The 22,139-nt window shown below is 63.2% G+C and carries 20 protein-coding genes; 8 read left to right on the forward strand and 12 right to left on the reverse strand.

From position 1 onward, the window contains the following. The first annotated feature begins 91 nt into the window (after positions 1-91). Positions 92-846, forward strand: a protein-coding gene (locus ACM608_RS13760; protein WP_419681115.1) for an IS5 family transposase whose coding sequence is annotated in 2 segments (ribosomal slippage) — positions 92-433 and positions 436-846 — 753 coding nt in all. Because the reading frame shifts where the segments join, the coding sequence is not laid out codon by codon here. A gap of 9 nt (positions 847-855) precedes the next feature. Here ACM608_RS13760 and ribB read toward each other — a convergent pair. Together ribB and ACM608_RS13770 are read right to left on the reverse strand one after the other, a co-directional pair. Further along, positions 856-1,965: a 3,4-dihydroxy-2-butanone-4-phosphate synthase gene (gene ribB, locus ACM608_RS13765; protein WP_419683924.1), complete on the reverse strand. Its 1,110-nt coding sequence runs from the start codon at positions 1,963-1,965 to the stop codon at positions 856-858. A gap of 31 nt (positions 1,966-1,996) precedes the next feature. Then, on the reverse strand, positions 1,997-3,682 hold the full coding sequence (locus ACM608_RS13770) for a class I adenylate-forming enzyme family protein (RefSeq protein ID WP_419683926.1): 1,686 nt from the start codon (positions 3,680-3,682) through the stop codon (positions 1,997-1,999). Positions 3,683-3,966: 284 nt separating this feature from the next. On the opposite strand from ACM608_RS13770, the gene ACM608_RS13775 reads away from it, so the two are divergent. The 4 genes from ACM608_RS13775 to ACM608_RS13790 all read left to right on the forward strand — a co-directional run bounded on the left by ACM608_RS13775 (position 3,967) and on the right by ACM608_RS13790 (position 7,596). Next, positions 3,967-5,079, forward strand: a complete 1,113-nt coding sequence (locus tag ACM608_RS13775) for an LLM class flavin-dependent oxidoreductase (protein ID WP_419683928.1) — start codon at positions 3,967-3,969, stop codon at positions 5,077-5,079. 69 nt (positions 5,080-5,148) lie between these two features. Continuing rightward, entirely contained in the window at positions 5,149-6,000 is an 852-nt protein-coding gene (locus ACM608_RS13780) for a crotonase/enoyl-CoA hydratase family protein (protein WP_419683930.1), read from the forward strand. A gap of 19 nt (positions 6,001-6,019) precedes the next feature. Beyond that, on the forward strand, positions 6,020-6,952 hold the full coding sequence (locus ACM608_RS13785) for an SMP-30/gluconolactonase/LRE family protein (protein ID WP_419683932.1): 933 nt from the start codon (positions 6,020-6,022) through the stop codon (positions 6,950-6,952). 53 nt (positions 6,953-7,005) lie between these two features. After that, positions 7,006-7,596, forward strand: coding sequence for a TetR/AcrR family transcriptional regulator (locus ACM608_RS13790; RefSeq protein ID WP_419683933.1), 591 nt, complete (start codon positions 7,006-7,008; stop codon positions 7,594-7,596). A gap of 51 nt (positions 7,597-7,647) precedes the next feature. Here the strand turns inward: ACM608_RS13790 and ACM608_RS13795 are convergent, their stop codons facing one another. Then, positions 7,648-8,784 carry an LLM class flavin-dependent oxidoreductase gene (locus ACM608_RS13795; RefSeq protein ID WP_419683935.1) on the reverse strand — a complete coding sequence of 379 codons (1,137 nt, stop codon included), beginning with the start codon at positions 8,782-8,784 and terminating at the stop codon, positions 7,648-7,650. A 248-nt stretch (positions 8,785-9,032) separates the two neighbouring features. On the opposite strand from ACM608_RS13795, the gene ACM608_RS13800 reads away from it, so the two are divergent. Then, positions 9,033-9,707 carry a TetR/AcrR family transcriptional regulator gene (locus tag ACM608_RS13800; protein ID WP_419683937.1) on the forward strand — a complete coding sequence of 225 codons (675 nt, stop codon included), beginning with the start codon at positions 9,033-9,035 and terminating at the stop codon, positions 9,705-9,707. A 15-nt stretch (positions 9,708-9,722) separates the two neighbouring features. Here the strand turns inward: ACM608_RS13800 and ACM608_RS13805 are convergent, their stop codons facing one another. The 6 genes from ACM608_RS13805 to ACM608_RS13830 form a co-directional block, all read right to left on the reverse strand. Then, the gene (locus ACM608_RS13805; protein ID WP_419683939.1) at positions 9,723-10,310 is read right to left on the reverse strand and encodes a TetR/AcrR family transcriptional regulator; all 588 of its coding nucleotides are present in this window, start codon (positions 10,308-10,310) and stop codon (positions 9,723-9,725) included. A 59-nt stretch (positions 10,311-10,369) separates the two neighbouring features. Beyond that, on the reverse strand, positions 10,370-10,627 hold the full coding sequence (locus ACM608_RS13810) for a cytochrome C oxidase subunit IV family protein (protein ID WP_419683941.1): 258 nt from the start codon (positions 10,625-10,627) through the stop codon (positions 10,370-10,372). Continuing rightward, positions 10,627-11,175: a cytochrome c oxidase subunit 3 gene (locus ACM608_RS13815; protein WP_419683943.1), complete on the reverse strand. Its 549-nt coding sequence runs from the start codon at positions 11,173-11,175 to the stop codon at positions 10,627-10,629. Before ACM608_RS13815 ends, ACM608_RS13810 begins: the two co-directional genes overlap by 1 nt. Positions 11,176-11,295: 120 nt before the next feature. Then, complete coding sequence (locus tag ACM608_RS13820) at positions 11,296-12,036, reverse strand: hypothetical protein (RefSeq protein WP_419683945.1); 741 nt, start codon at positions 12,034-12,036, stop codon at positions 11,296-11,298. 131 nt (positions 12,037-12,167) lie between these two features. Then, complete coding sequence (locus ACM608_RS13825; protein WP_419683946.1) at positions 12,168-14,447, reverse strand: TonB-dependent receptor; 2,280 nt, start codon at positions 14,445-14,447, stop codon at positions 12,168-12,170. Between the two features lie 329 nt (positions 14,448-14,776). Next, positions 14,777-15,547: an enoyl-CoA hydratase-related protein gene (locus ACM608_RS13830; protein ID WP_419683948.1), complete on the reverse strand. Its 771-nt coding sequence runs from the start codon at positions 15,545-15,547 to the stop codon at positions 14,777-14,779. Positions 15,548-16,133: 586 nt separating this feature from the next. On the opposite strand from ACM608_RS13830, the gene ACM608_RS13835 reads away from it, so the two are divergent. Continuing rightward, positions 16,134-16,943, forward strand: coding sequence for a hypothetical protein (locus tag ACM608_RS13835; protein WP_419683949.1), 810 nt, complete (start codon positions 16,134-16,136; stop codon positions 16,941-16,943). Positions 16,944-17,141: 198 nt separating this feature from the next. Further along, positions 17,142-18,716, forward strand: a complete 1,575-nt coding sequence (locus ACM608_RS13840; RefSeq protein WP_419683950.1) for a hypothetical protein — start codon at positions 17,142-17,144, stop codon at positions 18,714-18,716. 35 nt (positions 18,717-18,751) lie between these two features. On the opposite strand, the gene ACM608_RS13845 is transcribed toward ACM608_RS13840, so the two are convergent. The 3 genes from ACM608_RS13845 to ACM608_RS13855 form a co-directional block, all read right to left on the reverse strand. Then, positions 18,752-19,663 (reverse strand): IS481 family transposase, encoded by a 912-nt coding sequence (locus tag ACM608_RS13845; protein WP_419685215.1) that lies wholly within the window; start codon positions 19,661-19,663, stop codon positions 18,752-18,754. Positions 19,664-19,901: 238 nt separating this feature from the next. Beyond that, positions 19,902-20,513 (reverse strand): response regulator FixJ, encoded by a 612-nt coding sequence (gene fixJ, locus ACM608_RS13850; RefSeq protein WP_419683951.1) that lies wholly within the window; start codon positions 20,511-20,513, stop codon positions 19,902-19,904. Beyond that, positions 20,503-22,011 (reverse strand): sensor histidine kinase, encoded by a 1,509-nt coding sequence (locus tag ACM608_RS13855; RefSeq protein WP_419683952.1) that lies wholly within the window; start codon positions 22,009-22,011, stop codon positions 20,503-20,505. Before ACM608_RS13855 ends, fixJ begins: the two co-directional genes overlap by 11 nt. Positions 22,012-22,139 lie beyond the last annotated feature (128 nt).

The raw sequence follows: 22,139 nt of genomic DNA on the forward strand, positions 1-22,139 counted from the left end.
GTGCCAGACACCTTGATTAGGGTCCGGACCCAATAATGGCTTTTGCTACCGCTTGGATCGTGATTCACTGCGTTGGTGTGGAGGCGGTGGAATGGCTGATTTCTTCTGGTTTTCCGATGCGCAGTGGGAGCGGATCGCACCACTGCTGCCGACGGACGTTCGCGGCAAGGCACGTGTGGATGATCGCCGGGTGCTGAGCGGGATCGTGCATGCGCTCCGCTGCGGCGGTCGCTGGGTGGACTGCTCGGACGTGTACGGGCCAAAGAAGACGCTCTACAATCGCTTCGTGCGCTGGTCCGAGCGCGGCATCTGGGAGGGGATTTTCAGCGCGCTGGCAGGCGCCGACGACGCGCCGGACCGGCTGTTCATCGATAGCAGCTGCATCAAGGTCCACCGCTGCGCAGGCGGTGGAAAAGGGGGGCCTTGGCCCATGGTATCGGCCGCACCAAAGGCGGCCGGAACACCAAGGTCCATGCCGTCTGCGACGCCAAGGGCCGCCCTCACGTCCTCCTGCTGACGCCCGGCAACGTCCACGACTGCAAGGTCGCCAAGACCTGCATCGCGGCGCTGCCCCCATCCGTCGAACTCGTCGCCGACAAGGGCTATGACAGTCAGGAGTTGCGCGAGTGGCTCGACCAGCGCGGCACCCAGGCCGTCATCCCGCCGCGCTGCAACCGCAAGGTCCAGTACGACTACGACCGCACCATCTACAAACAGCGCAACGTCATCGAGCGCATGTTCTGCCGCCTCAAGGACTGGAGGCGGCTCGCCACCCGCTTCGATCGCAACATCAAGAACTTCATGGGCGCCATCGCCCTCGCCGCCACCGTCATCTGGTGGTTGTGAGTCCGGACCCTAGTCGCCGCTGCGGAGCGGCACGCGGCCGAGCACGGTCAGACCAAATCCCTCCAGCGCGGCAAGCTTGGCGTTGCTGGATGTCAGCAGGCGCATCTCACGAACGCCAAGATCGAGCAGGATCTGCGCGCCGATGCCGTAATCGATCGTCGCGTTAGCCTGATGGTACGTCTTTCGCCCTCCCGCGATCCGCTTGGAGATGGAGTCAGGGTTGGGGTCGCGCACGAAGACGGCGACTGCCTGACCGTCGTGTCCGGCGATCGCCTGCAGTGCCTGAGGGACATACTCGCGGTGCGCCGCCGACCAGCCGAGCATGTCGGCGGTCATGTCGACCTGATGGACGCGGACCAGCGTCTCGCGCCCAGGCCTGACCTCGCCCTTGACCAGCGCGACATGCTCACCGCCGTCGACGAGGCTGCGGTAGACGTGGATCGTCAGATCGCCGCCGTAGAAGCTGTTGAACGGCGCGCTCGCCACCCGCTCCACCAGCTTCTCGAAGCGGCGGCGATAGGCGATCAGGTCTGCGATGGTGCCGACCTTCAGCCCGTGCTCCTCCGCGAAGGCGAGCAGTTCGGGCAGCCGCGCCATGCTGCCATCGTCGTTCATCACCTCGCAGATCACCCCGGCGGGCGTCAGGCCGGCGATGCGCGAGATGTCGACCGCTGCCTCGGTATGCCCGGCCCGCACGAGGACGCCACCGTCGCGCGCAGTGAGCGGGAAGACATGGCCCGGCGAGACGATGTCCTCCGCCGACTTGGATGGATCAACCGCGACCGCAATCGTATGCGCGCGGTCCTGCGCGGAGATGCCGGTCGTCACCCCCTCTCGCGCCTCGATGGAGACGGTGAAAGCGGTGCCGTGTCCGGATTGGTTGTTCGCCGTCATCGGCGGCAGCTTCAAGGTCTCGGCGCGATCCCGGGTGATCGCCAGGCAGATGAGGCCGCGCGCGTGCTTTGCCATGAAGTTGATCTGCCGCGGCGTTGCGAATTGCGCCGGGATGATGACGTCACCTTCATTCTCGCGGTCGTCGGCATCGACCAGGATATAGGGCTGGCCGTTGATTGCATCCTGGATGATCTCCTCGATCGAGGAAATGCCTTGGGTCGTCATCTTGATATCTCTCGTCTTATGCTGTCGCGCCCTACGCCGCGCTCTGCTGCTCCGCCAGCCGGGCGAGCGCGATCTCCTTCAGAACATTCTTCTGAACCTTGCCGGTGCTCGTCTTGGGCAACTCCGCCTCCGCGATGAACCACACGTCGCGCGGCAATTTGTAGCCCGCAACCTGCGGCTTCAGCCAGGCGACCAGCTGCTCCGCGGAGATGTCCGCTCCCTCCGCCCGCACCACCCAGGCGCAACCGCATTCGCCCCAGCGGTCATCGGGCATTCCGATAAAGAACGCCTGCGCGACCGACGGGTGCCTGGTCACGAGCTGCTCCAGCTCCTTCGGCGACACCAGCTCGCCCTTGCTCTTGTAAAGCTCCTTCGAACGTCCCGTCAGATAGAGGTTGCCGTCCGGGCGGAAGCGGCCGAGGTCGCCGGTCTTCAGCCAGCCGCCGGGAAGGAACAACTTAGCGGTCTGCTCCGGCCGCCTGAAGTAGCCTAGACTGTTCATCGGTCCGCGCGTGCACAGTTCCCCGGACGCGCCATGCGGCAGATCCTCGCCTGTCTCCGGATCGATCGTCTTGAATTCGCAGATGCGGCCGTCCTGCTCGGCTATTCCGGCCACGCCCGCCATCACGATGCACCCCTGCGTTTCTGCAACCACATCGATCGGATCGCCTGGCTGGGTGCAGACGATCGTGGCAGTCGCCTCCGTCTGGCCATAGCTGGTGAATATCTCCTCGCAACCGAAGGTCTTCTGAATGTCGCGCCACACCCAGCTGGGCGTCGGCGCGGCGGCGCTGTGCACCGCGGAAAGCGAGGTGAGGTCGTAGGACTGGACTTTGGCGCGTTCCATCATCGCGATCGTCATCGTGGGCACGCCCATCAGATAGGTTGCGCGGTGACGCTCGGTCGCGGTCAGCAGGGCATGGGCGTCGAACCGCAGCAGCGGCACGATCGACCCGCCCACCACCATCCCGGACAACAGCCCGACGACCAGCCCAAAGCCGTGGTACAACGGCAGAGAAAAGACGGCGCGGCGTCCCTCATGAAAGGCCTGATGATAGGCGCCCGCATAGGCTGCGCGCAGAAGATTGTCGTGCGTCTGCATCACGGCTTTAGGCGCGCCGGTCGTCCCCGAGGTGAACATGATCACCGCGGGCGTGTCCGGATCGGCGCGTGACGCGGGCGGCGCGCCTTCAGGAAGGCCGTCGAGGAAAGCCTGTGGATCCTCGTGATCGTAGACAAGGCCGCCGCGCAGTTCCGGCAGCCCCGAGTAATCGCCCGTCCGCCATCCGGGAATGTGCTCGTCCAGCTCGCGATCGTACTGGCGCGAGCCGAAGCGTGCCATGCTGATCAGAAGGCCGCAGCCCGCCTCTCCAATGACATATTCCAGCTCCTTCGGGCCGTAGAGGGTATTGATCGCGACCGCCGCGGCACCCGCCCGCCACACCGCGAACATGAGGGAGACGGTGATCGGGTAATTGGCGAGCAGCACGCCCACACGGTCACCCGGCTGAACACCCAGGGCCGCGAGCGCACCAGCGAAACGCTCGCTCTGCGCATGAACGACCGCGTAATCCAGCGTCTCGTTATCCGTGATGACGAGTGGGCTGTCCGCGAAGTCAGCCTGAACCCGGGCGAGATACTGGTCGAGGGACATCTTCTGCCACGACGGATGACGGCGCGCGATCGCCTCGCGACGTTCAGTGATCGAACTGGTCACCGGTTCAACATTCCTCTGCCTAATCACGATTAACGTGACTTCGGGACGTTTCGGCGTCAAGGCGAAACTGCGGCGACCGGTTCAGGCGGACCGCCACAGAGTTGCCGGAAGCGACGTTCAACAGTGTAAGCGACTGACAAACATGGGCCGGCAAGCGGCATGGACTCGTCTGCGGCGAGCGCAAGAATGCGATCATGCGAACCCTGGACATCCATCTTAGCTCTTGCAGTCTCGCCTAACCGTAGTTAGGTTCGACGCTACGAACTTGCGAATGGGAGACGATCATGGATGTTGGCTTGGGTCTCACGTTTCAGAACCTGCACGATCGAGTCAGCGACATAGACGTCTTCCGGCACGAGCTGTCCCTGGCGGCGAAGGCCGAAGACATGGGCTTCGATTCCGTCTGGACGCCGGAACATCACTTCACCGGCTACATGATGACGCCGAACGTCCCGCAGTTCCTCTCCTGGGTCGCGGCCAAGACGAAGCGGATCAAGCTCGGCACGACGGTGACGGTGCTCCCCTGGCAGAACCCGGTTCGCATCGCGGAGAGCTTCCTCCTGCTTGATCAGCTTTCCGAAGGCCGCGCGATCCTGGGCATCGGCCGTGGCCTCGGCAAGGAAGAGTTCGACGGCTTTCAGGTCCCGATGCGGGAGGCGCGCAAGCGCTTCCGCGAATATGCCGAAGCGCTGCTGGATGCGCTGGAGACCGGCGTGATGGAATATGAGGGCGAGTATCTGAAGCAGCCGCGCGTCGAGCTGCGCCCCCGCCCCTATTCCAGCTATCGCGGCCGCGTCTTCGCCTCCGCCGTGTCGCCGGAGTCGGTCAAGCTGATGGCCAATCTAGACGTCGGTCTGATGATCATCGCGCAGAAGCCGTGGGATCGTGTTGCCGAGGATGTCGCCAGCTACCGCGACCGCTTCTTCGCGATGCAGGGTCGCCCAGCACCGAAGCCGGTCGTCGTCGCGTTCGTCGCGGTGAACGAGGATCAGGAGAGGGCGCGCGAGATGCGCGACAAGTATCTCGTCGAATACGCCCGCTCGACCTCGTCCTTCTACCAGTTCGGCAACAAGGAATTCGAGACCATAGAGGGCTACGAATATTACGGCGCCCTTGCTAACAGCGTCGAGAAGCACGGCATCGAGAAGTTCAACAACTTCCTCGCTGACCTGCAGATCTGGGGTCGCCCGGAGGAGGTGCTCGAAAAGCTCAAGGCGATGGTCGAGCGTTTCGACGTCGGCAGCTTCATCATCTACACCCAGTTCGGCGATATGCCGTTCGAGGTTGGGCAGCAGAACTATGAGACGTTCGCCCGCACCGTTCTCCCCCACCTCAAGGACATCGACGTGTCAGCCCCGGCCCTCGCCCCTCAGCAGCTGCAAGCCGCAGTCGCCTGAACGGTTTCGATTGCTTCGCGCGTGGGCGGCACGAAGAATGCCGCCGCGCATGGCCGGGCGAGGATGAGAATGGCAGAAGACGAGTCGCAGGTATTGTCCGAGATCCGGGACGGCATCGCCTGGATCACGCTCAACCGGCCGGAAAAGCGGAACGCGTTGAGCGAGCCGATGCAGGAGCGGCTGAACACGCTCCTCTGGGAAGCCGACGAGGATAACCGCGTCCATGCGGTCGTCCTCCGTGCGGCCGGTCCGGACTTCTGTTCGGGTTATGACCTCCAGAAGTACGACCAGCCGGTCCCCGGACAGGTCGACAACCGGCGCGGCCGGGCGAAGTTCGACGACGACAGCTGGCATCAGGAAAAGGCGCAGCGCCTTCGCATGGTGCTGTTCGACATGCACAAGCCGGTCATCGCGCAGGTGCACGGCCGCTGCCTGGCGGGCGGCACCGATCTCGCCCTCCTCTGTGACATGGTGATCTGTTCCGAGGACGCGCTGTTCGGCTTTCCCCCGGCGCGTTCGCAGGGATCACTTCCCAGTCACATGTGGCTGTACCTGACCGGCCCGCAATGGGCGAAGCGCCTGCTTCTGACCGGCGACTCCATTCGCGGCGACGATGCGGCGCGTCTCGGTCTGGCGCTGAAGGCCGTGCCGGCGGACGAGCTCGATTCCGAGGTGGGCCATCTGGCGGCGCGGCTCGCCCTGATCGACCCCGATCTGCTGAGCGCGAACAAGCGGATCGTGAACCTCGGCCTCGAACTGATGGGCGCCCGAACGTTGCAGCGCATGGCGGCTGAGATGGACGCGCGCGGGCACCTAGCGGCCAGCCGCACCCGCTTTAACGAAACGGTGCGGACGGAAGGCCTCAAGGAAGCCGTCCGCCAGCGTGACGAGCCGTTCGGCGACTCCGTGGTGAGACTCTAGAACAAGATCGGGTGGGATGATGCAGGGTGACGGTTGGCGGTGCCTTTGGGATGCGAAGGCGATCATCGGCGAAAGCACGATCTGGGATGACCGTGACGGCTGCATCTACTGGGTCGATATCGAGGCACCGAGCATAAACTGGCTGAACCTCGCCAGTGGCGATCGCGGCACCTGGGTGCCGCCGATCTGGGTCAGCGCGATCGCGCCACGGGCGAGCGGCGGGTTTATCGGATCGAGTGCGGACGGCTTCGTCCATGTCGATCCGAAGGCGCAAATCTACAAGCCGCTGATCCACCCTATCGCCAATCCTAAAATCGCGCGGTTGAACGATGGCGTGACCGATCGCGAGGGGCGTTACTGGTCGGGGTCGTGCGACTCCAGTCAATGGGATGAGAGCACGACAGCGGAGGACAAGGAAAGCACACTCGGCAACCTCGACGCGCGCAGCACCGGCGAGCTGTACCGCCTCGATGTTGAGGGCAACGTCAGCAGTCAGGAACAGAACATCGTCACCGCCAACGGCCCGGCTTTCAGCCCCGACGGGCGCACCGCCTATGTTAACGACTCGATGCCGCTAGTAAGCTGGGTTTACGACGTCTCGGCGGATGGGACGCTCTCGAACCGGCGCGACTTCCTGACGTTCAAGCCGGAGGACGGCTACCCGGACGGCATGGCGGTCGACACCGAAGGCTGCATCTGGATGGCGTTCTACGAGAGCTGGGTGTTGCGCCGGTTCGCGCCCGACGGGACGCTGCTTGAGGAACGCCGCCTGCCGGTGCGGCGAGGCCTGCGCCCGGCCTTCGGCGGCAGCGACTATTCCCGCCTGTTCCTCACGACCGGCTCGCAGGGCTTCACCGCCGAGACCTTCGCCAGCCAGCCTCTTGCCGGCGGATTGTTCGAAATCCTCGATCCGCCCGCACCCGGCGTACCCAACGTCGCTTACGCCGGATAGGCGACGGCTCGCCGGGGTACTTCCCCTGTGCGTTGTTCGGGTTAAGAGGCTTCATGGCACATGCAGATAACGGCCGAACGCGCATTCTGGACTCGGCCGCAGCCATCTTGCGGCAGAAGGGGCTGGCCGGGGCGAAACTGAGCGACATCGCAAAGCGCGCGGGCATGCTGGCACCCAGCATCTACCATCATTTCCCTTCGAAGGATCATCTGGTCGAACAGGTGATGATGGACGGCATCTACCACAACAGCCGTTACATCGTAGCGCGGGTGGAAGTGCTCGGGCCCGATGCCCTGCCGCTGGTCCGTCTTCGCGCAGCGATCGTCGCGCATGTCGAGTTTCTTCTATCTGGGGACGATTACTCGTCGGCCGTCGCCCGCGTATTCGACGACCTGCCCGATGAAATGCGCCTCAGAGTGCTCGCGGCCTATTCGGCATTCGATAATTACTGGCGCGACCTCATCGTCGCTGCGCAGGGCAGCGGCGACGCCAACCCCGCCCTGAACGCGACGGTCGTTCGGAAATTGCTGATCGCGATGCTCGATTCCTGCTCCTCCTGGTACAGGCCCGGCAAGCTCGGTCCCGCACAAATCGCCGAACAGGCGGCGAACCTCATCCTTCACGGCTTCGCCGCCACGCCGTAGAAGACGGCCTGAGAAGCAGGGCGACGGCGCCTACCGCCGCCCCTTGGTCGATCAGGCGGCAACGGTCTCCGCCACCGGCGCAGCGCTCGGCAGCTTCACACGCGGCGCAACTTCCTTCGCCAGCAGTTCCAGCGAGTAGAACCACGGCGACGGATCGTCATAGTAGTCGTGCGCTTCCACCTGCAGCGTACCCCAGCCGCCGCACTGCTCAAACAAGGTGTTAAGCTTGTCCACCACGGTGTCAGGCGATCCGACGACGAACACGTTGTCGACCAGGAACTCCAGATCGGCATCCTTGGGATCGATGCCTGCGTCCTTGGCGAACCCGTCCATCATACCGAAGCGGTGCCAGATCGGGATCAGGTACTTGTTGAAGCAGTAGCCGATCGGCCCCTCCATCACGAGGCGCTTCGCCTCGGCATCGGTGTCCGCGCAGAACACCGTCTGCGACACGGCATGGCGCTGACGGTTCGGGGTGAAGCCCGCCTTGATGTTCGCCTCCGAATAGATCTCCCAATGCCGCTTCAGCGCGTCCAGCCCGGAGAAGATCGAAACGGGCTTGAAGTTCTTCTCGCCCGCCAGCTTCATCGACGGCGAGTTCATGCTGAACCCGGTGACCGCGAATTCGGGGAATGCGCCGTTCCAGGGGGAGAAGTCGGCAAGCATATGCTGCTCGTCCTCCTCGGTCACAGCCGGGGTCTCCTCGGGATAGCCGGCGTCCCAGTACTTGCCCTCATAGAAGAACGGCTCGCGCTTCCAGATCTTCTCCATGATGGTGAGCGATTCGCGCACCATGTCGTTCAGCATCTGCGGCTCCGCATCCTTGATGCCGTGGATGTAGGACGCCTGCGGATAGGCGCCCGCACCGATCCCCATGAAGTAGCGCCCCTCCAGGATCTGCGACAGCCAGCCCACCATGATTGCGAGCTTGGCGGGATGCTGGTGCGGCAGGATGTGCGCCATCGGCGCGAACTTGATGCGGGTCGTCTGCAGGGCGGCGGCCGCCATGATGAGCTCGGGATTGGGGATGTTCTCCCAGATCTGCGAGGCATGTTCGGAGATCATCATCGACGTGAAGCCCGCCTTGTCGCAGGCCACCGAGTTCTGAACGCCCCATTCAAAGGTCTGACGCGCCGTACGACCGGGCCGCATATAGGGGTGGAAGATGAGGCCGGTTTCCATCGCCATCGAAGTCTCTCCTTGCATCCTGATCACCGGCTTTGGCCATCTGACGCGGCAAGGCCCGGCAAGTCGCCCGAACGGCGATTAGGCAGTCATACGACCGTCTGAGTTTAAGTCAATTGTAAATTGCGATAGTCTGCATAGCGATGCTGACAAGGCTTGCTGCGCTGCAAAATACTTTGACCAACCCCGTTTAATCGCCTCGTCCGCCCCACACGCTGGACACGCCTGTTACAACTGTTTTAGGGTTCTGAATGACGAACGGCATTCTTGACACCGCGGCACCGATCGCCGGTGACCCAATTGACGGCAAGACACGCCTGATCCTTGCGGGCGAACAGATCTTCGCCAAGAACGGCATCGCTGGCGCATCGATGCGCGAAATCGCGACCAAGGCCGGTCAGGGCAATCACGCCGCGGTCCAGTACCATTTCGGCTCCCGCGACGGGCTGGTGCGGGCGATCTTCGACTATCGCATGGATCAGATGGAGACCGCGCGCGGCTCCATGCTCGTCGAGGCGGAGAAGCATGGCCTCCTGAAGGACGCCCGCACCCTGCTGGACGTGATCCTCCTGCCGCAGCTGGACCTTCAGGATGCCGACGGCAACCACTCCTATGCGAGCTTCCTCAGCCAGTATCTTCTGCAGAGCCAGTCGCCCGAATTCGGCGATTTCAGCGGATCGGAGCCGCCGCACCTGACCCGCGCGCTGCACCTCCTGCGCGAACGTGTGGACTACCTGCCCCGCTATGTGGCCCAGCGGCGGCTGATCAGCGTCAGCTTGATGTTCCTCAACATCCTCGCCCGCCATCACGGCACGACACGATTGGAGTTGGGTGAAACATTCGGCGAGGCGCTCGATGACACGATGGAGCAGATCGTGACGGTGATGTGCATGCCGGTTCGGCCACGGAGGCCCCCCACTGCATAGGCTCGGCTTCTCGGCCTATCGCCCTCGATGGAGATGAGCGATCAGCGCGTGAAGCAGAGCCTCGTTGACCGCCTCGTCGTTCGGATCGGAAGCGGCCGTCATCGACACCGCGCCCACGGCGCTGGTCCAGAGCATGGCCGCCGCCGCGTTGGGCGTCATCGAAAGCAGACCTTGCTGGCTTAGCTCGGAAAGATCGCGTCTCAGCCGGCGCAGCGTCAGTTGAAGCGCCAGAGGAGGCTTGCCGTCGACGACGTTGCCGATCAGCGCGCGCGCCATCAGCGGCTCGGCCCGCGCGAAGCGGAGAAGCGCCCGCCAGGCGGCACGAACCGCTTCCAATGGGCCCTCGGCCAGGTTGCCCCGACGGTACGAGGCCATCACTTCGATAAACGCGGCATTGATCGCGGTGGCGTGCAGCCCTGCGAGATCTCCGAAGTAATGGTAGAGGGTCGGCGCGCGAACCCCTGCCCGGTCGCAGATAGCCCTCGCCGTCGCGCCCGCCGGACCCAATTCGCTCATCAGGTCGCGCGCCGCGTGGACCAGGCGCTGACGGACATGCGGCGTGTCTGACGGTTCCCTGGCACGATGCGGATCTGGCGATCTCATGGGCGGCGGATGCTCTATCCGACCACCGTTGTCCATGCCGGGGCGAGATCAGCCCCGTGTTACGCGGCGGCGACGATAATCGCCATCACAAGGGCACCCGCTGCCAGCCAGCCCTCGAACATCATCCGCCAAGGCCCCGGCGCATCCCGCGCCTCCATATAGTCCAACACGATCCATCGTGCCTTCAACGCGGCGAGCGCGACGACGGCATAGCCCGAGATCGCACCCAGCAGATGCCGCTCGCCAATAAAAACCGAGATGGTCGTCAGCCCGACCAGACCGATCCAAATCAGGGTGCCACGCGAAAGTTTCATCATCACCGCAGCCCGACGAGGTAGAGCAACGCGAAGATGTAGACCCAGAGAACGTCGACGAAGTGCCAGAACAATCCGACATTCTCCATGGTCCCGATCGCTGGAGCCGTTTCCCGACGCCGCAGCCGCAGAGACATGCTAGCGATGAATGCCAGGCCGAAAAGAACGTGAAGAAGGTGGATACCCGTCATCACGAAGTAGAACGACATGAAGGAGTTTCCGGCGATATCCACGCCGCTCACGATCTTGTGGTAGTACTCCGCGACCTTGATGCCGCAAAACGCGCCGCCGAGGAGCAGGACGATGCCAAGCCGCCTGCGCGCCGCGACAAGCCGCTCCGCCCGCCACGCCTGTATGGCGGTGAACATTATCCAGGAACTCGTGAGGAGAATGACGGTGTTGGCAAGTCCCAGCCAGCCGTCGAGAAGACGCTGCGAAGAGGCATAGAGCAGCGGAAGCCTCAGCCTTTCCGACATGAACGTCAGGAAGATAAGCAGGAAGACGAGCATGTCGATGAAGAGGAAGGTCCAAATGCCCTCACTTCCGGGCAAGCGCCGATCATGTCGAATGGCCACGAGTTCCCCTGAGCAGAATGAAGCGAAGATCTTTGGCTGAAGCGAGAAGCGCCGGCCGCGTGTTTTGCGGCCAGCGCTCTCGTACGATTACAACGGTCAGGCGTGAGCCGTGCGCCCCGCCCCTTCGGCCAGCGCCCGCCTGTCCCCCGATAGCGCCCTCAGCATGAAGAAGCTGAACGGGGTGAAGAAGGCGAACAGCCAGATACCGAAGACGATGAAGAAGTTCCAAAGGCCGTTCACGGCGAAGGGACCGTCCGCCGCGAACGGCACCAGAACCAAAGGCAGGAAGCTTGCGCCGACCGCCAGTGCCGACCAGCCGGTCCAGGCAGGAAAGATCGTCTGATTGCGCGAGAGCACGACATAGAGACCGAGGCCGGTAAGCTGAATTGTCGTGATCATGAAGGTGCAGTCGTAGATCAGCCACGTCCCGAGATGGAGAAGGTGGATGAAGCCGGGATCGATCTTGCCCGCCATAAGACTGCATGCGGCCCATAGGGCGGGGCAGAAGGCGAGCAGCCAGCCGGTAAGCAGGCCGCCCGTGAGTTCCAGCAGTCCCAGGACGCTCAGCGAGCCGTCTTGGCTCCGCAGCATCGACGCGAGGAGGCAGGACCAGGGCATATACAGCAGACCGGCAACGCAGCACCCGATCATGCCAATCGCCACTTCCGGAAAGCGGGTGTAATAAGAGGCGACGAAATCCGCGCTCGTCAGCCCGAGCATCTTGGGCGGCGGGATGTTGTGGCCGAGCAGGCCGAAACAGATGATGTAGCCGATCACGAACGCGGGCCCGCAGTATGCGATGCCCCGCTTCACCGCCAACTCAGTCTCAGGACTCATCGTTCCTCTCCTTTATCAATCATATCTGTATAACGTTGTTATACTTTATACGCCAGCTTGGGAACCGCTTTTCGGCACCGCAGGCGTGGATCTGGCAAGACCGTCGCTCCGACGTCTCGCCAGTCGTGCGGTCAGAACTTGACCGACACTTCCACCCCATACATCCGCGGCGTACCCGGCAGGCGTCCGTTGGAACCGGTCACAGCCCCGAGCGGGAAGCCGCCAACCCAGTACTTTTCCTTGAACAGGTTGTTGACGAAGAAGGCTGCGCTGGCCGGGCTACCCAGCATGTCGTTCCATTCCAGGCGGCTATTCACGATGTGGTAGCCGGGGATCCTTGCACCCGGCACCAACGTGTCGCCCAGATTGGCGTAGAAGAATTTGCTCTGCGCGTAGAAGTCGCCGCGCAAAGCCACCTCGCCGCCTCCACCCTCAAGCCGGTGGTGCAGCTTCCCGAACGCAGACCCGCTATACTTCGGCGCGTCGCCATACGGCCCGAAGACGAATTGTGATCCGGCGACGGTCGCACGGGGGTCGCGATATTCCGCGTCCGTATAGGTGAACGCGCCGCCCGCCTGCAGCCAGGGGGTGAGATCGAAGCTGCCGTCGATCTCGACGCCGCGCACCCGCGCCTTGTTCACATTGCCGGCGAGAGCGGAGATGTTGAGATAGGGCGCGCGCTGCACATCCTTGATGATCTGGTTGTAGAGCGCGATGTTCAGGCGTGCCCGCATCGATCCGATGAGGCCGGCGAACTTGGCGCCAACCTCGAAATCGTACGTCGTCTCGGGCTTGAAGGTCGACGCGTCGGGCAGGCTCGCCCCCGAGGTGCCGTTAAAGCCGCCGGTGCGCCAGCTTCCGCGCTGGTTGAAGTACAGCAGAAGGTCGTCCGTGACCTTGTAATCGACGCCGGCGAGCCAGCTGGGATTGTCATCCTTTCGCTTACGCTTGCCAAGGTTGGCGATGGCCAGCACACTATCATCGCCTTGGCGGATCGACACGTCTTCCCATGTGTAACGCAGGCCACCCGTCACATTGAGGCGGCTCGTCAACGCGTAGCTGAGTTGCGCGTAGCCCGCCTTCGACTTGTCGGTTACGGTGAAGTCATAAGGCCCCATGAATGGCGCGCCCAAGTCTCCAGTGACGCGAAGCGGCACACGGTTGTAAGATTCCTCCTTGGACATGAAGAATCCGACGATGTATTTCAGGGAACCCGCTTCACCGGACACCTGGATCTCGTTCGACCACTGCTTCGTGCCGAAGGTGTACCCTTGGTCCCTTTCAGCGACACCGCCACCGATGCGAAGGAAATCGTAAGGACTGCCGTCGATATCGGAACTCTCGAAGCTCCGCACATTGTTGTATCCGAAGATGTTCTTCACCGTGGCGTCGCCAAGGTCATAGCTCGTCGTGTTGGTGACGGTCTTCTGCCGCCCGCGACGACGCTGGTCCGAATTCACGAAGACGTCGTAGAAGCCGTATTGCCCCTGCTTGTTCAGGTAATCCGCGATCCCGTTGAACAGTGCATTCACGCGCGAATCGGTCACCTGCACGCCGGGCTGGTAGACGTCGCGCATGTTGGTGACGAGCGGTTTGGTTGTCCCGCTGACCGGGTCGAAATAGGTAGCCGGCGCGCCGTTCGCGCCATTCGCGTTCTGGATCTTGACCGCGCCGGTCCTCCCCCGAAAGCGGCCATACTGCCCCACTGTGACGTTCTCGAAGCCCGATCCCTCCGGGGCGATCAACAGGCTCAGGCGTCCGACGCGCGAGTCGACCGAGTTCGGGCGGTTGCCCAGCAACAGGTTGCGCTGAAAGCCGTCCCGCTTCTGGAAGCGGCCCGCAGCGCGCACCGCGACGCTGCTGCCGATGGGCAGGTTGACCGCCCCTTCCAGTTCGCGATCATCGTAATTCCCGAGCGCACCTTTCAGGTATCCCTCGAATTCCAAGGTCGGGCGCTGGGTTGCATAAAGAACCGCGCCCCCCGTCGCATTCCTGCCGAACAACGTACCCTGGGGCCCCTTTAACACCTGGATGCTGGCAAGATCGAAGAAGGCGGTGGCAGCCGCTCCGCCGATCTGCACCTCGTTGAAGTAGGACGTGACGGCGGGGGACGCGTAGGAAAAGGCGTCGATCGATTGACCGCGGATGGCGTAATTCAACTGATCCGAAGAGCCGGTCTGCCGAACGGTCAGCCCGGGGGTTGCCGCCTGCAGATCCACCTGTGACACGATCCGCCGCTCGGCCAAGGCCTCTCCACCGAAGGCCGTGACCGCGACAGGGACGTCCTGCAGCCGTTCTGACTGACGGCGGGCCGTTACGACGATGTCCACCACCGAATCGAGGCTTGCGGTCTGGCCCGGCTCTACTGGCGCGGAAGGCGAGGTCTGCGCGCTGACGTTAGGCGAAAACAACGGAACGACGGTAGCAACGCCTGCCAAAAGAACGGCTGATCGCACGAAAGCGCTCCGCATCTTCACAATCCTCCCCAGTTCAGTCTTTCTGCTGAACGTCGATTAGGCTTGTAACGTCGTTACATTGGAGATCAAGAGGAATCCGCACCTCTCATTGTGCCCCCCCCCTCCGGGACGCACCGGACCAGCACGGCTGGCAGCAGTGGAGCCTCTGCCCGTCAGATCACCGGCGAAGTCGCCTAATCCGTCTTAGGCAGTGTCGCGACAGAGAAACGCGATACGCCTCCGCTTTAACGTCCGCTTCGACCGCTCAACGATGATTGCGACGGTCAGCGACCCGTCCAGACGGGCTTGCGGCGCTCGCTCGCGGCAAGCTCCCCTTCCCGCTTGTCGTCGCTCTCCGCGTACCGCTCGATCTCATCGAAGCGCGTCGTCAGCGCGACGTCCAGCGGATGACCAAGCCGACCGAGCGCCGCCGCCTTCGCCGCCTGGTTAGCAAGCGGTGAGGCGGCGATGACCTTGTCGGCCCACCTCTCTGCCGCTGCGGCGAGATTGACGTAGGGAACAACCTCGTTGACGAGGCCGAACTGCGCCGCCGCGTCGGCCTTGATGCGATCGCCGGTCAGGATCATCCCCATCGCTATATGGTGCGGCAGCTGGCGAACCGCGCGGTGCACGACGCCGCATGCGCCGATGATGCCGACCTTGGTCTCCGGAAGGCCGAACTGGGCATTGTCCGCCGCAACGATGATGTCGGCGCACATCGCCAGTTCGAAGCCGCCACCGACGCAGAACCCCTGAACGGCAGCAATCAACGGCTTCTGAAGCCTCACCAGGGGACCGCCGATCCCGGTCAATCCGCCTGCAAAGGCGATGGGCGATCGAGGCTGGACGCCGCCGGAAACATCCGCACCGATGCAAAACGCCCTTTCACCTTCCGCACAGAGGATCGCGCACCAAACGTCGGGATCGTCGTTGATCGCGTTCCAAGCATCGAGCAACAGGCCATCCATCTCTTGAGTGATCGCGTTCATCGCCGTCGCGCGAGTGAGAGTGACGCGCGCGACCCGACCCTCCTTTACGAAACTTATGTCTGCCATTGCGACTCCAGATCGTGGTCAGGCTTCTGAAGCAGACCCGCCTTGTTGAACCAATGGCTTCATAGCCGTCAGATGAAGAGGGAGCCACCTCCGCATTCGTTAGACCCTTGAGCTGTATCCCCTCTGCACCTCAATCTGGTGGCGCTCGAGGGCCGGCTTCAGGCTAATGCAGGGCACAAAAGTGCGCTACTCGGACACCGCACACACGTTCCACCAAGCATCGCTCTCGACCTTTCGTTCGCCTCCCGCACGCGCGCTCAAGCGACAGCGTCGAATTAGACAATCTCCGGCATAGAGGTGAACGCCCGATAGCGCACGTTTGAAGCTTTCCGAGCAAGCCTGGTTCTTGACGGAAAGGGTAGCCCCCAAAGCGCCTTGGATCCGAGCCGCTAGGCGGCTTCCTCCACAAACAATGGAGGTAAGTGTGGAACACTCTGACGACTACAATCGCACCACCTTAAGGATCACGGAGGCAGTCTTCGAACCCGGTTCCCGGGACACAGCCTTGCAGCAAGCAGATCGAGTAGCGGCAGCTAGCAAGTTGGTGGCAACCAAGTCGAGGTTGACGGAGGTGCCACCCGAACGAGTGATCATCTGGCCGCACGCCGCGCAGCAGCCCGAGAACCTGGCGCCAGAGGATTGCGAGAAGGGAGCCGATCTGATCGAACAGAGCGGCACACAGCACCCTCCAGCGATCGGGCGAGCGGTTGACGATAGCTTCATCGAGATCGTTGGCAACGCTTACGTCGTTTCCTTTGTGGCTGCCTATAATCAGCGCCACCCGGAAAACCGCATCAACATTCCCGTCCAAATGCGCACCTTGAACGACGATGACGCGTTCCGCCTGGTCGCGGCCGAACTTCGCGAGGGTCCTGTCGTGAGCCCGTGGGAAAAGGGCCGCTTCTACCTCGCCGCAATTAGTCGCTATGGTAGCGAAGCTGAAGCTGCCCGGGTTCTCGGCGTGCATAAAAGCACGATCTCGCGACGGCTGGATGTAGCCCGGGCCGTTCATGTGTTCGGCAGCAAGATCGTCTGTCATCGTGATGTTGCCCAGCGCGACGCGTCGTGGCTCATGGAGGTTTTGGGGCGAGCGCCAAACTTTTCGGAGGCCCCGAACCTTGATGCGGCTCAGGCCGTTGTCATCGCTTATGCCGAGGCCGAGCCGATGCCTGCCAAGCAGCTCTTCAATGTTCTGCGAGCCGCGTTGAAGGTCGAGGCACCGAAGCCTTGGATCACCAACCTTGCGTTGGGCAATCACAAGCTTGGCACGATCAGCCGCAAGAAGAACGGCCCGATCCACATCAATATCGATGCTGCCGGCGACATCGAACTCGACGCGCTTGTCGAAGTCCTTCGTGACGCGCTTGCGCGAGTGCGGGCGCCCAACACCCTCTAAGATAGAGATCGAGGCGGTTGCGCATGCGCAACCGCCTTCTTTTTTATCTCAACAACCAGATACATCCGATCGATCTCGCCCGAGATCTGTGTTCGTCATGTGAGAAGGCGTAGAAGTTATGGGGCGCGCGATAATGTGTTCCGGATTTCGGTGCCCTCTGATCCGCAACCCGATAGCCCCATAACTTGGTGGGATACTATGGCAGACAGGATCAAATGGAAGGTCGATGGGACAGCCGCAAGTCAGCGCGACATGAAGGAGTGTGTCCTGCAGGCAAAGCGTCATCGGGCCTGCGCCGTGAATCGGGAGCGCGAAATCGCACAGCTCGATCGTGACGCCCGCGCTGTAGGCGCCGTTCTGCGTCGACTTGCACGCGAGAAGACCGCAAAAACCTTCCCGCTCCGCTGCCGTCCGCGCGATATTTCCGGACGACGGAAAGGTACGCTTCGTAGCCGCGCGTTCGAACAGGTAGTCGGTCTCGGTATCACTCGACCGTCTCATGTCGCGTCCGACGGCTTCTCATCTTTTCACTTCCGCTTGTCCAGTCGCGGTCTCGGTTCGCACCGCAAGGCTGCTGGGCGTCCCTACGTGCAGGGAGAGGCCGTGCGGGCCGTCCGCTATATCATGCGCGACGCCGCTCGTGAGATCGAGGGCGGCGGCATCGTGTCAAACATCAGCGCGGACCCAGATAAGGTGGCTGGCGTTTTTGATGCGCTCGAAGAATTGGAGAGAGTAGCCGGTGACCGAAACGGGAACGTCTACATCTCGATCGTGGTCAGCCTGCCGCACGAACTACATGATCGCGAGGATCTTCTGAGGCAGATCTGCGCACCCCTTGAAGCCGATTCGCTTGCCTACGCTGCAGTTCTTCACAGACCCGATTTAGACGGCGACCAGCGGAATTTTCACGCTCACATTCTATCCAGCGTCCGCCAGATCCGCCTGGAAGACGACGACGAGATCTCGTTTTCTGCCCTAAAGGCTTCAGAGCTGAACGACACCGTTTATATCACCGAGCTTCGTGAGCATATCGCCACCGTTATGAACGCTGCAATGGAGCGCGAAGGTCATTGCCGACGGTTTACCGCGAAGTCGCGCGCTGCCCGGCGGTTAGAACTGCCGGATCCTATCGAGGCCAAACACAGCCCGGGACGCAAGCATCGCGACCGCCGGGCGGCCGCGATCGCAGCGGCCAAAACTGAGCGCAGCGCTCTGAAGGCCATGATGGACGGCGTGACGCGGCTGAAGTTTAGTCTCGAAGCTATATTGACGAGGTCGATTTCAACGCGAGGCGAAACCCTGGGGAAGTTCGAGGAATTTGAGCGTGAAATGAAGCGAACTGCCGCGGTTGCGCATGCGCAACGCTCAGCTCCCTCAAAGAGAACGAAGACAAAGCGGAAACTCCGATATGAAGTACTCCTGCGTGTTGTTCAAGATTTCCGAATGACCGATGCTTATACCTCGCTTGAGCAGAGCGAAAGGGTCGCGCTTGATTTGGCGATGCAGTACCCCCTACAGCGTATTCTCGCTGGAACGGCCGCTCTCCGCATCATTGGTGACGAGCCCGAAGCCGCTGTTTCTGCGACCGTAGACATCAGGGCATTCCGATCGCTCGCAAGTAGTGACGCCGGACGTGCTTTGCTGCGCGCTGCCGCCGAGGCACTTTCAGCGCCGGACGCCCCTCCGGGATCGTGGCAGCAGGTCGCACCTTCCGACGAGATCCCCCTGCATATCCTTGCGGCCTTGCAGCGGGGATCACCCGCCAGACATTAGCATGTCGACTTGCCCCATGCCCCTGCGGGCTTGAGCTAGCTGTTTAGTCCCGAAGTGTGGTGATACGGGTGGATTTTGAAGCGGCTTGGGTCTTCTGTCCAGGTGCGAGCGACGTTTTTGTAGGGTGTGAGGCCGCGCAGGGTCTTGAGCCGGCGACCATGATTGTAGGCGTCGATGAAGAGCTGGAGGTGATGAAGCAGTTCGTCATGGGAGCCGCAGTGGTATCGCTTGACGGTCGCGTCCTTGATGGTGCGGTTCATTCGTTCGACCTGCCCGTTGGTCCACGGATGGTTCGGCTTGGTGAGCCGGTGTTCGATGCCGTGCTCGCGGCAGATGCGATCGAACATGTGCAGGCTATACTGGGCGATCGGGCTGTTGCGGTTGCGCGGCGCGTGGCAGAACTGGACGCCGTTGTCGGTTAGCACGGTGTGGATGCCGTAGGGCACGATCTCGATGAGCGCCTCGAGGAAGGCGCTTGTGATGGCGATCGTGGCCTTCTCCTCGAGCTTGGCGACGGCGTATTTGCTGGTGCGGTCGATCGCCACGAACAGCTGGAGGCGTCCCTCGGCCGTCTGCACCTGAGCGATGTCGACGTGGAAGTAGCCGATGGGGTAGGCCTTGAAGCGCTTTTTCTCGGCGGCCTCCCCTTCCAGGGCCGGCAGGCGGCTGATGCCATGCCGCTGGAGGCAGCGGTGCAGCGACGATCTGGTCAGGTGCGGGATCGTCGGCTGGAGAGCGTAAAGGCAGTCGTCCAGCGGCAGCAGCGTGTGCCGGCGGAACGCCACGGCCATCGCCTCCTCCTCGGTCGTGAGCACCGTGGAGTGAATGGCCTTCGGCCCCATGCGAGCATCGGCGGCGTGTGTCCGCTTCCGCCACTTCTGCACCGTAGTCGGACTGATCCGGTGACGTCGGGCAAGCGCGCTCACGCTCTCTTCACTGCGCTGTATCGCTCGACGGACCGCCTCTGACCTTCTGGCGCTGTCGTGTAGAACCTGGTGGGAAGCGGCCCGTTGGTTTCAGGCGGGAAGATCGCGTAAACAGACGTTCGTTCATGGAGCGGGCTCCGGCTCGTTGCAGCCGCCAGGCCGCACGTGAACCAATGGCCGGTTGCACGGAGCGCTCAAGCCGCGGCGAGCGGCCGCATCTGGGTCACCCCGGCCAATCCGAAAACAATTGCAACGCTCGTCAGGAAAAGCGCGCGATTGTGACCATTCGCACCAGCTCCGAGAGTGTCTTAGCCTGCATCTTCAGCATGACGTTGGCGCGGTACACCTCGACCGTTCGGGCGCTGATTCCCAGATCGAAGGCGATCGCCTTGTTGGCGTCGCCCCGTACTAGCCCTTCCATCACATCGCGTTCGCGCCCGCTGAGACTGGCGATCCGATCGACGACCGACTGTCGTTCCGCCCGTGCGGCCTCGTCGCTCTGCTGCGTCGCCAAGGCCTTGCGGATCGCGTCCAGCATCGCCTCATCGTCGAACGGCTTTTCGATGAAGTCGGCGACACCGGCATGCATGGCCTGGATCGCGAGCGGCACATCGGCGTGGCCGGTGATGACGATCACGGGCACTCTGGCGCCACGCCGCTTCATCTCCTCGACCAACTCGATGCCGCTCCGGCCGGGCATGCGCACGTCGGTGACGACGCACGCGCCGCCGAGTGGCGGCGCGGCGGCGAGGAACGCATCGGCCGAGGTGAAGGCGCGAACACGAATGCCGGCGCAGTCGAGCAGGAACTCGAGCGAATGGCGCGCGGCCTCGTCATCGTCGATCACATAGACGATCCCGTCATTCGCCATCGTAAAGACCCTCCTCGTCGACGCGCTGTAGCGTCAGCCCGAACAGCGCGCCGCCGCCGGGGCACGGCTCCGCCCACAACCGCCCGCCGTGCGCTTCGACGATCGTGCGCGAGATCGACAGACCGATCCCCATGCCAGTGCGCTTGGTGGTGACGAAGGGCTGGAACAGGCGATCCGCCACTTCGGGGTCGATGCCCGGCCCGGTGTCGGCGACGGTCACCTGCGCCATGTTCTCCTCGGCCGGTGCGATGGAGATCGTGAGCTCACGCTTCGGCAGCACTGCCGCCGTCATCGCATCAACGGCGTTGCGCACGAGGTTGAGCAGCACCTGCTGGATCTGCACCTTGTCCGCCAGCACGCGATCGACGGCGGGACTGAAATCGTAGTCGACCCTGATCGCATGTTCCTTGACGCCGATCAGCGCCAGCGCGCTCGCCTCCTCGACCAGCTTGGGCAGGCTTTCCACCGTCCGTTCGGTCTCGCCGCGGGCAACGAAGTCGCGCAGCCGGCGGATGATGTCGCCGGCACGCAGCGCCTGCTCGCTGGCGCGCACGACGGCATCGCTGACGCGCTCGACCGGCACCTCGTCACGCGCGAGCAGCAGCCGGGTGCCCTTGAGATAGTTGGTGATCGCCGACAGCGGCTGGTTGAGTTCATGCGCCAGCGCCGATGCCATCTCGCCCAGCGCGGTCAGGCGGGAGACGTGGACGAGTTCGTTCTGCAACTCCTGCAGCCGCGTCTCCGCCTGCTGGCGTTCGGTCAGGTCGCGGATGAAACCGGTGAAATGCCGTTGTCCGCCGACGCGCATCTCGCCCACGGCGAGTTCGATGGGGAAGGTGGATCCGTCCTTGCGCGCGCCCACCACGACGCGGCCCTTGCCGATGATCCGGCGCTCGCCCGTGCGATAGTAACGCCGGAGATAGTCGTCGTGCCCGCTGCGATACGGATCGGGCATCAGCAGGCTGACATTGCGGCCATGGACCTCGCTTGCCTCCCAGCCGAACATCCGCTCGGCCGCCGGGCTGAAGTCGCGGACGAGACCGGCTTCGTCGATCACCACAATCGCGTCCGGCACCGTGTCGATCAGCGAGCGCAGATGCGCCTCGCGCCGGGCCAGGCCGTCGGTCACGCGCTCGGCTTCTGCTCGGGCGCGCTGGAACCACTCGCCGCCGAGCGCGATCGCGGCCCCGATCGCGACGAATGCGGCCGCTGCGATCCAGCTGCCTGCGGCTACGAGACCGATCAGGCGATCGCAGCAGAGGCCGGCGGCGGCACCGGCGACGCTCGCGGCGACACCGGCGCGCAACCCGCCCAGCGCGCTCGCCAGCACGACCGCGGGCACGAAGAAGATGTAGGTCGCGCGCTGGCCCAGCTCTGCGGCGAAGCCGATGCGCACCGCGGCCCCCAGCGCCAGTGCGACGGCCGCCAGCGCCAGCGTCGCGGCGAGGGGCAGCGCGGGGATGATCGTGTGGCGCAGAGGAAGGCGCTGCCGGGTCACGCGGCGCTCCATGCCGCCTTCGCGAACGAAACGCCACCTCCGGGAAATCCCGTAGGGACATGATCCGAATGTCGCGACGCGCACCGCACGACTAGATCAGCGCCATCGAACAACACAGACCGGAACGG

Origin of the sequence: Sphingomonas sp. ID0503, from assembly GCF_048565625.1 — a bacterium.
In the GTDB taxonomy this organism is placed as follows: domain Bacteria; phylum Pseudomonadota; class Alphaproteobacteria; order Sphingomonadales; family Sphingomonadaceae; genus JBLZUR01.

Coding starts and splice junctions, on each gene's coding strand:
- ribB (WP_419683924.1), bottom strand. CDS start 1,965: ATGACGACCCAAGGCATTTCCTCGATCGAGGAGATCATCCAGGATGCA.
- ACM608_RS13775 (WP_419683928.1), top strand. CDS start 3,967: ATGGATGTTGGCTTGGGTCTCACGTTTCAGAACCTGCACGATCGAGTC.
- ACM608_RS13780 (WP_419683930.1), top strand. CDS start 5,149: ATGGCAGAAGACGAGTCGCAGGTATTGTCCGAGATCCGGGACGGCATC.
- ACM608_RS13785 (WP_419683932.1), top strand. CDS start 6,020: ATGCAGGGTGACGGTTGGCGGTGCCTTTGGGATGCGAAGGCGATCATC.
- ACM608_RS13790 (WP_419683933.1), top strand. CDS start 7,006: ATGGCACATGCAGATAACGGCCGAACGCGCATTCTGGACTCGGCCGCA.
- ACM608_RS13795 (WP_419683935.1), bottom strand. CDS start 8,784: ATGGCGATGGAAACCGGCCTCATCTTCCACCCCTATATGCGGCCCGGT.
- ACM608_RS13800 (WP_419683937.1), top strand. CDS start 9,033: ATGACGAACGGCATTCTTGACACCGCGGCACCGATCGCCGGTGACCCA.
- ACM608_RS13805 (WP_419683939.1), bottom strand. CDS start 10,310: ATGAGATCGCCAGATCCGCATCGTGCCAGGGAACCGTCAGACACGCCG.
- ACM608_RS13810 (WP_419683941.1), bottom strand. CDS start 10,627: ATGATGAAACTTTCGCGTGGCACCCTGATTTGGATCGGTCTGGTCGGG.
- ACM608_RS13820 (WP_419683945.1), bottom strand. CDS start 12,036: ATGAGTCCTGAGACTGAGTTGGCGGTGAAGCGGGGCATCGCATACTGC.
- ACM608_RS13830 (WP_419683948.1), bottom strand. CDS start 15,547: ATGGCAGACATAAGTTTCGTAAAGGAGGGTCGGGTCGCGCGCGTCACT.
- ACM608_RS13840 (WP_419683950.1), top strand. CDS start 17,142: ATGGCAGACAGGATCAAATGGAAGGTCGATGGGACAGCCGCAAGTCAG.
- fixJ (WP_419683951.1), bottom strand. CDS start 20,513: ATGGCGAATGACGGGATCGTCTATGTGATCGACGATGACGAGGCCGCG.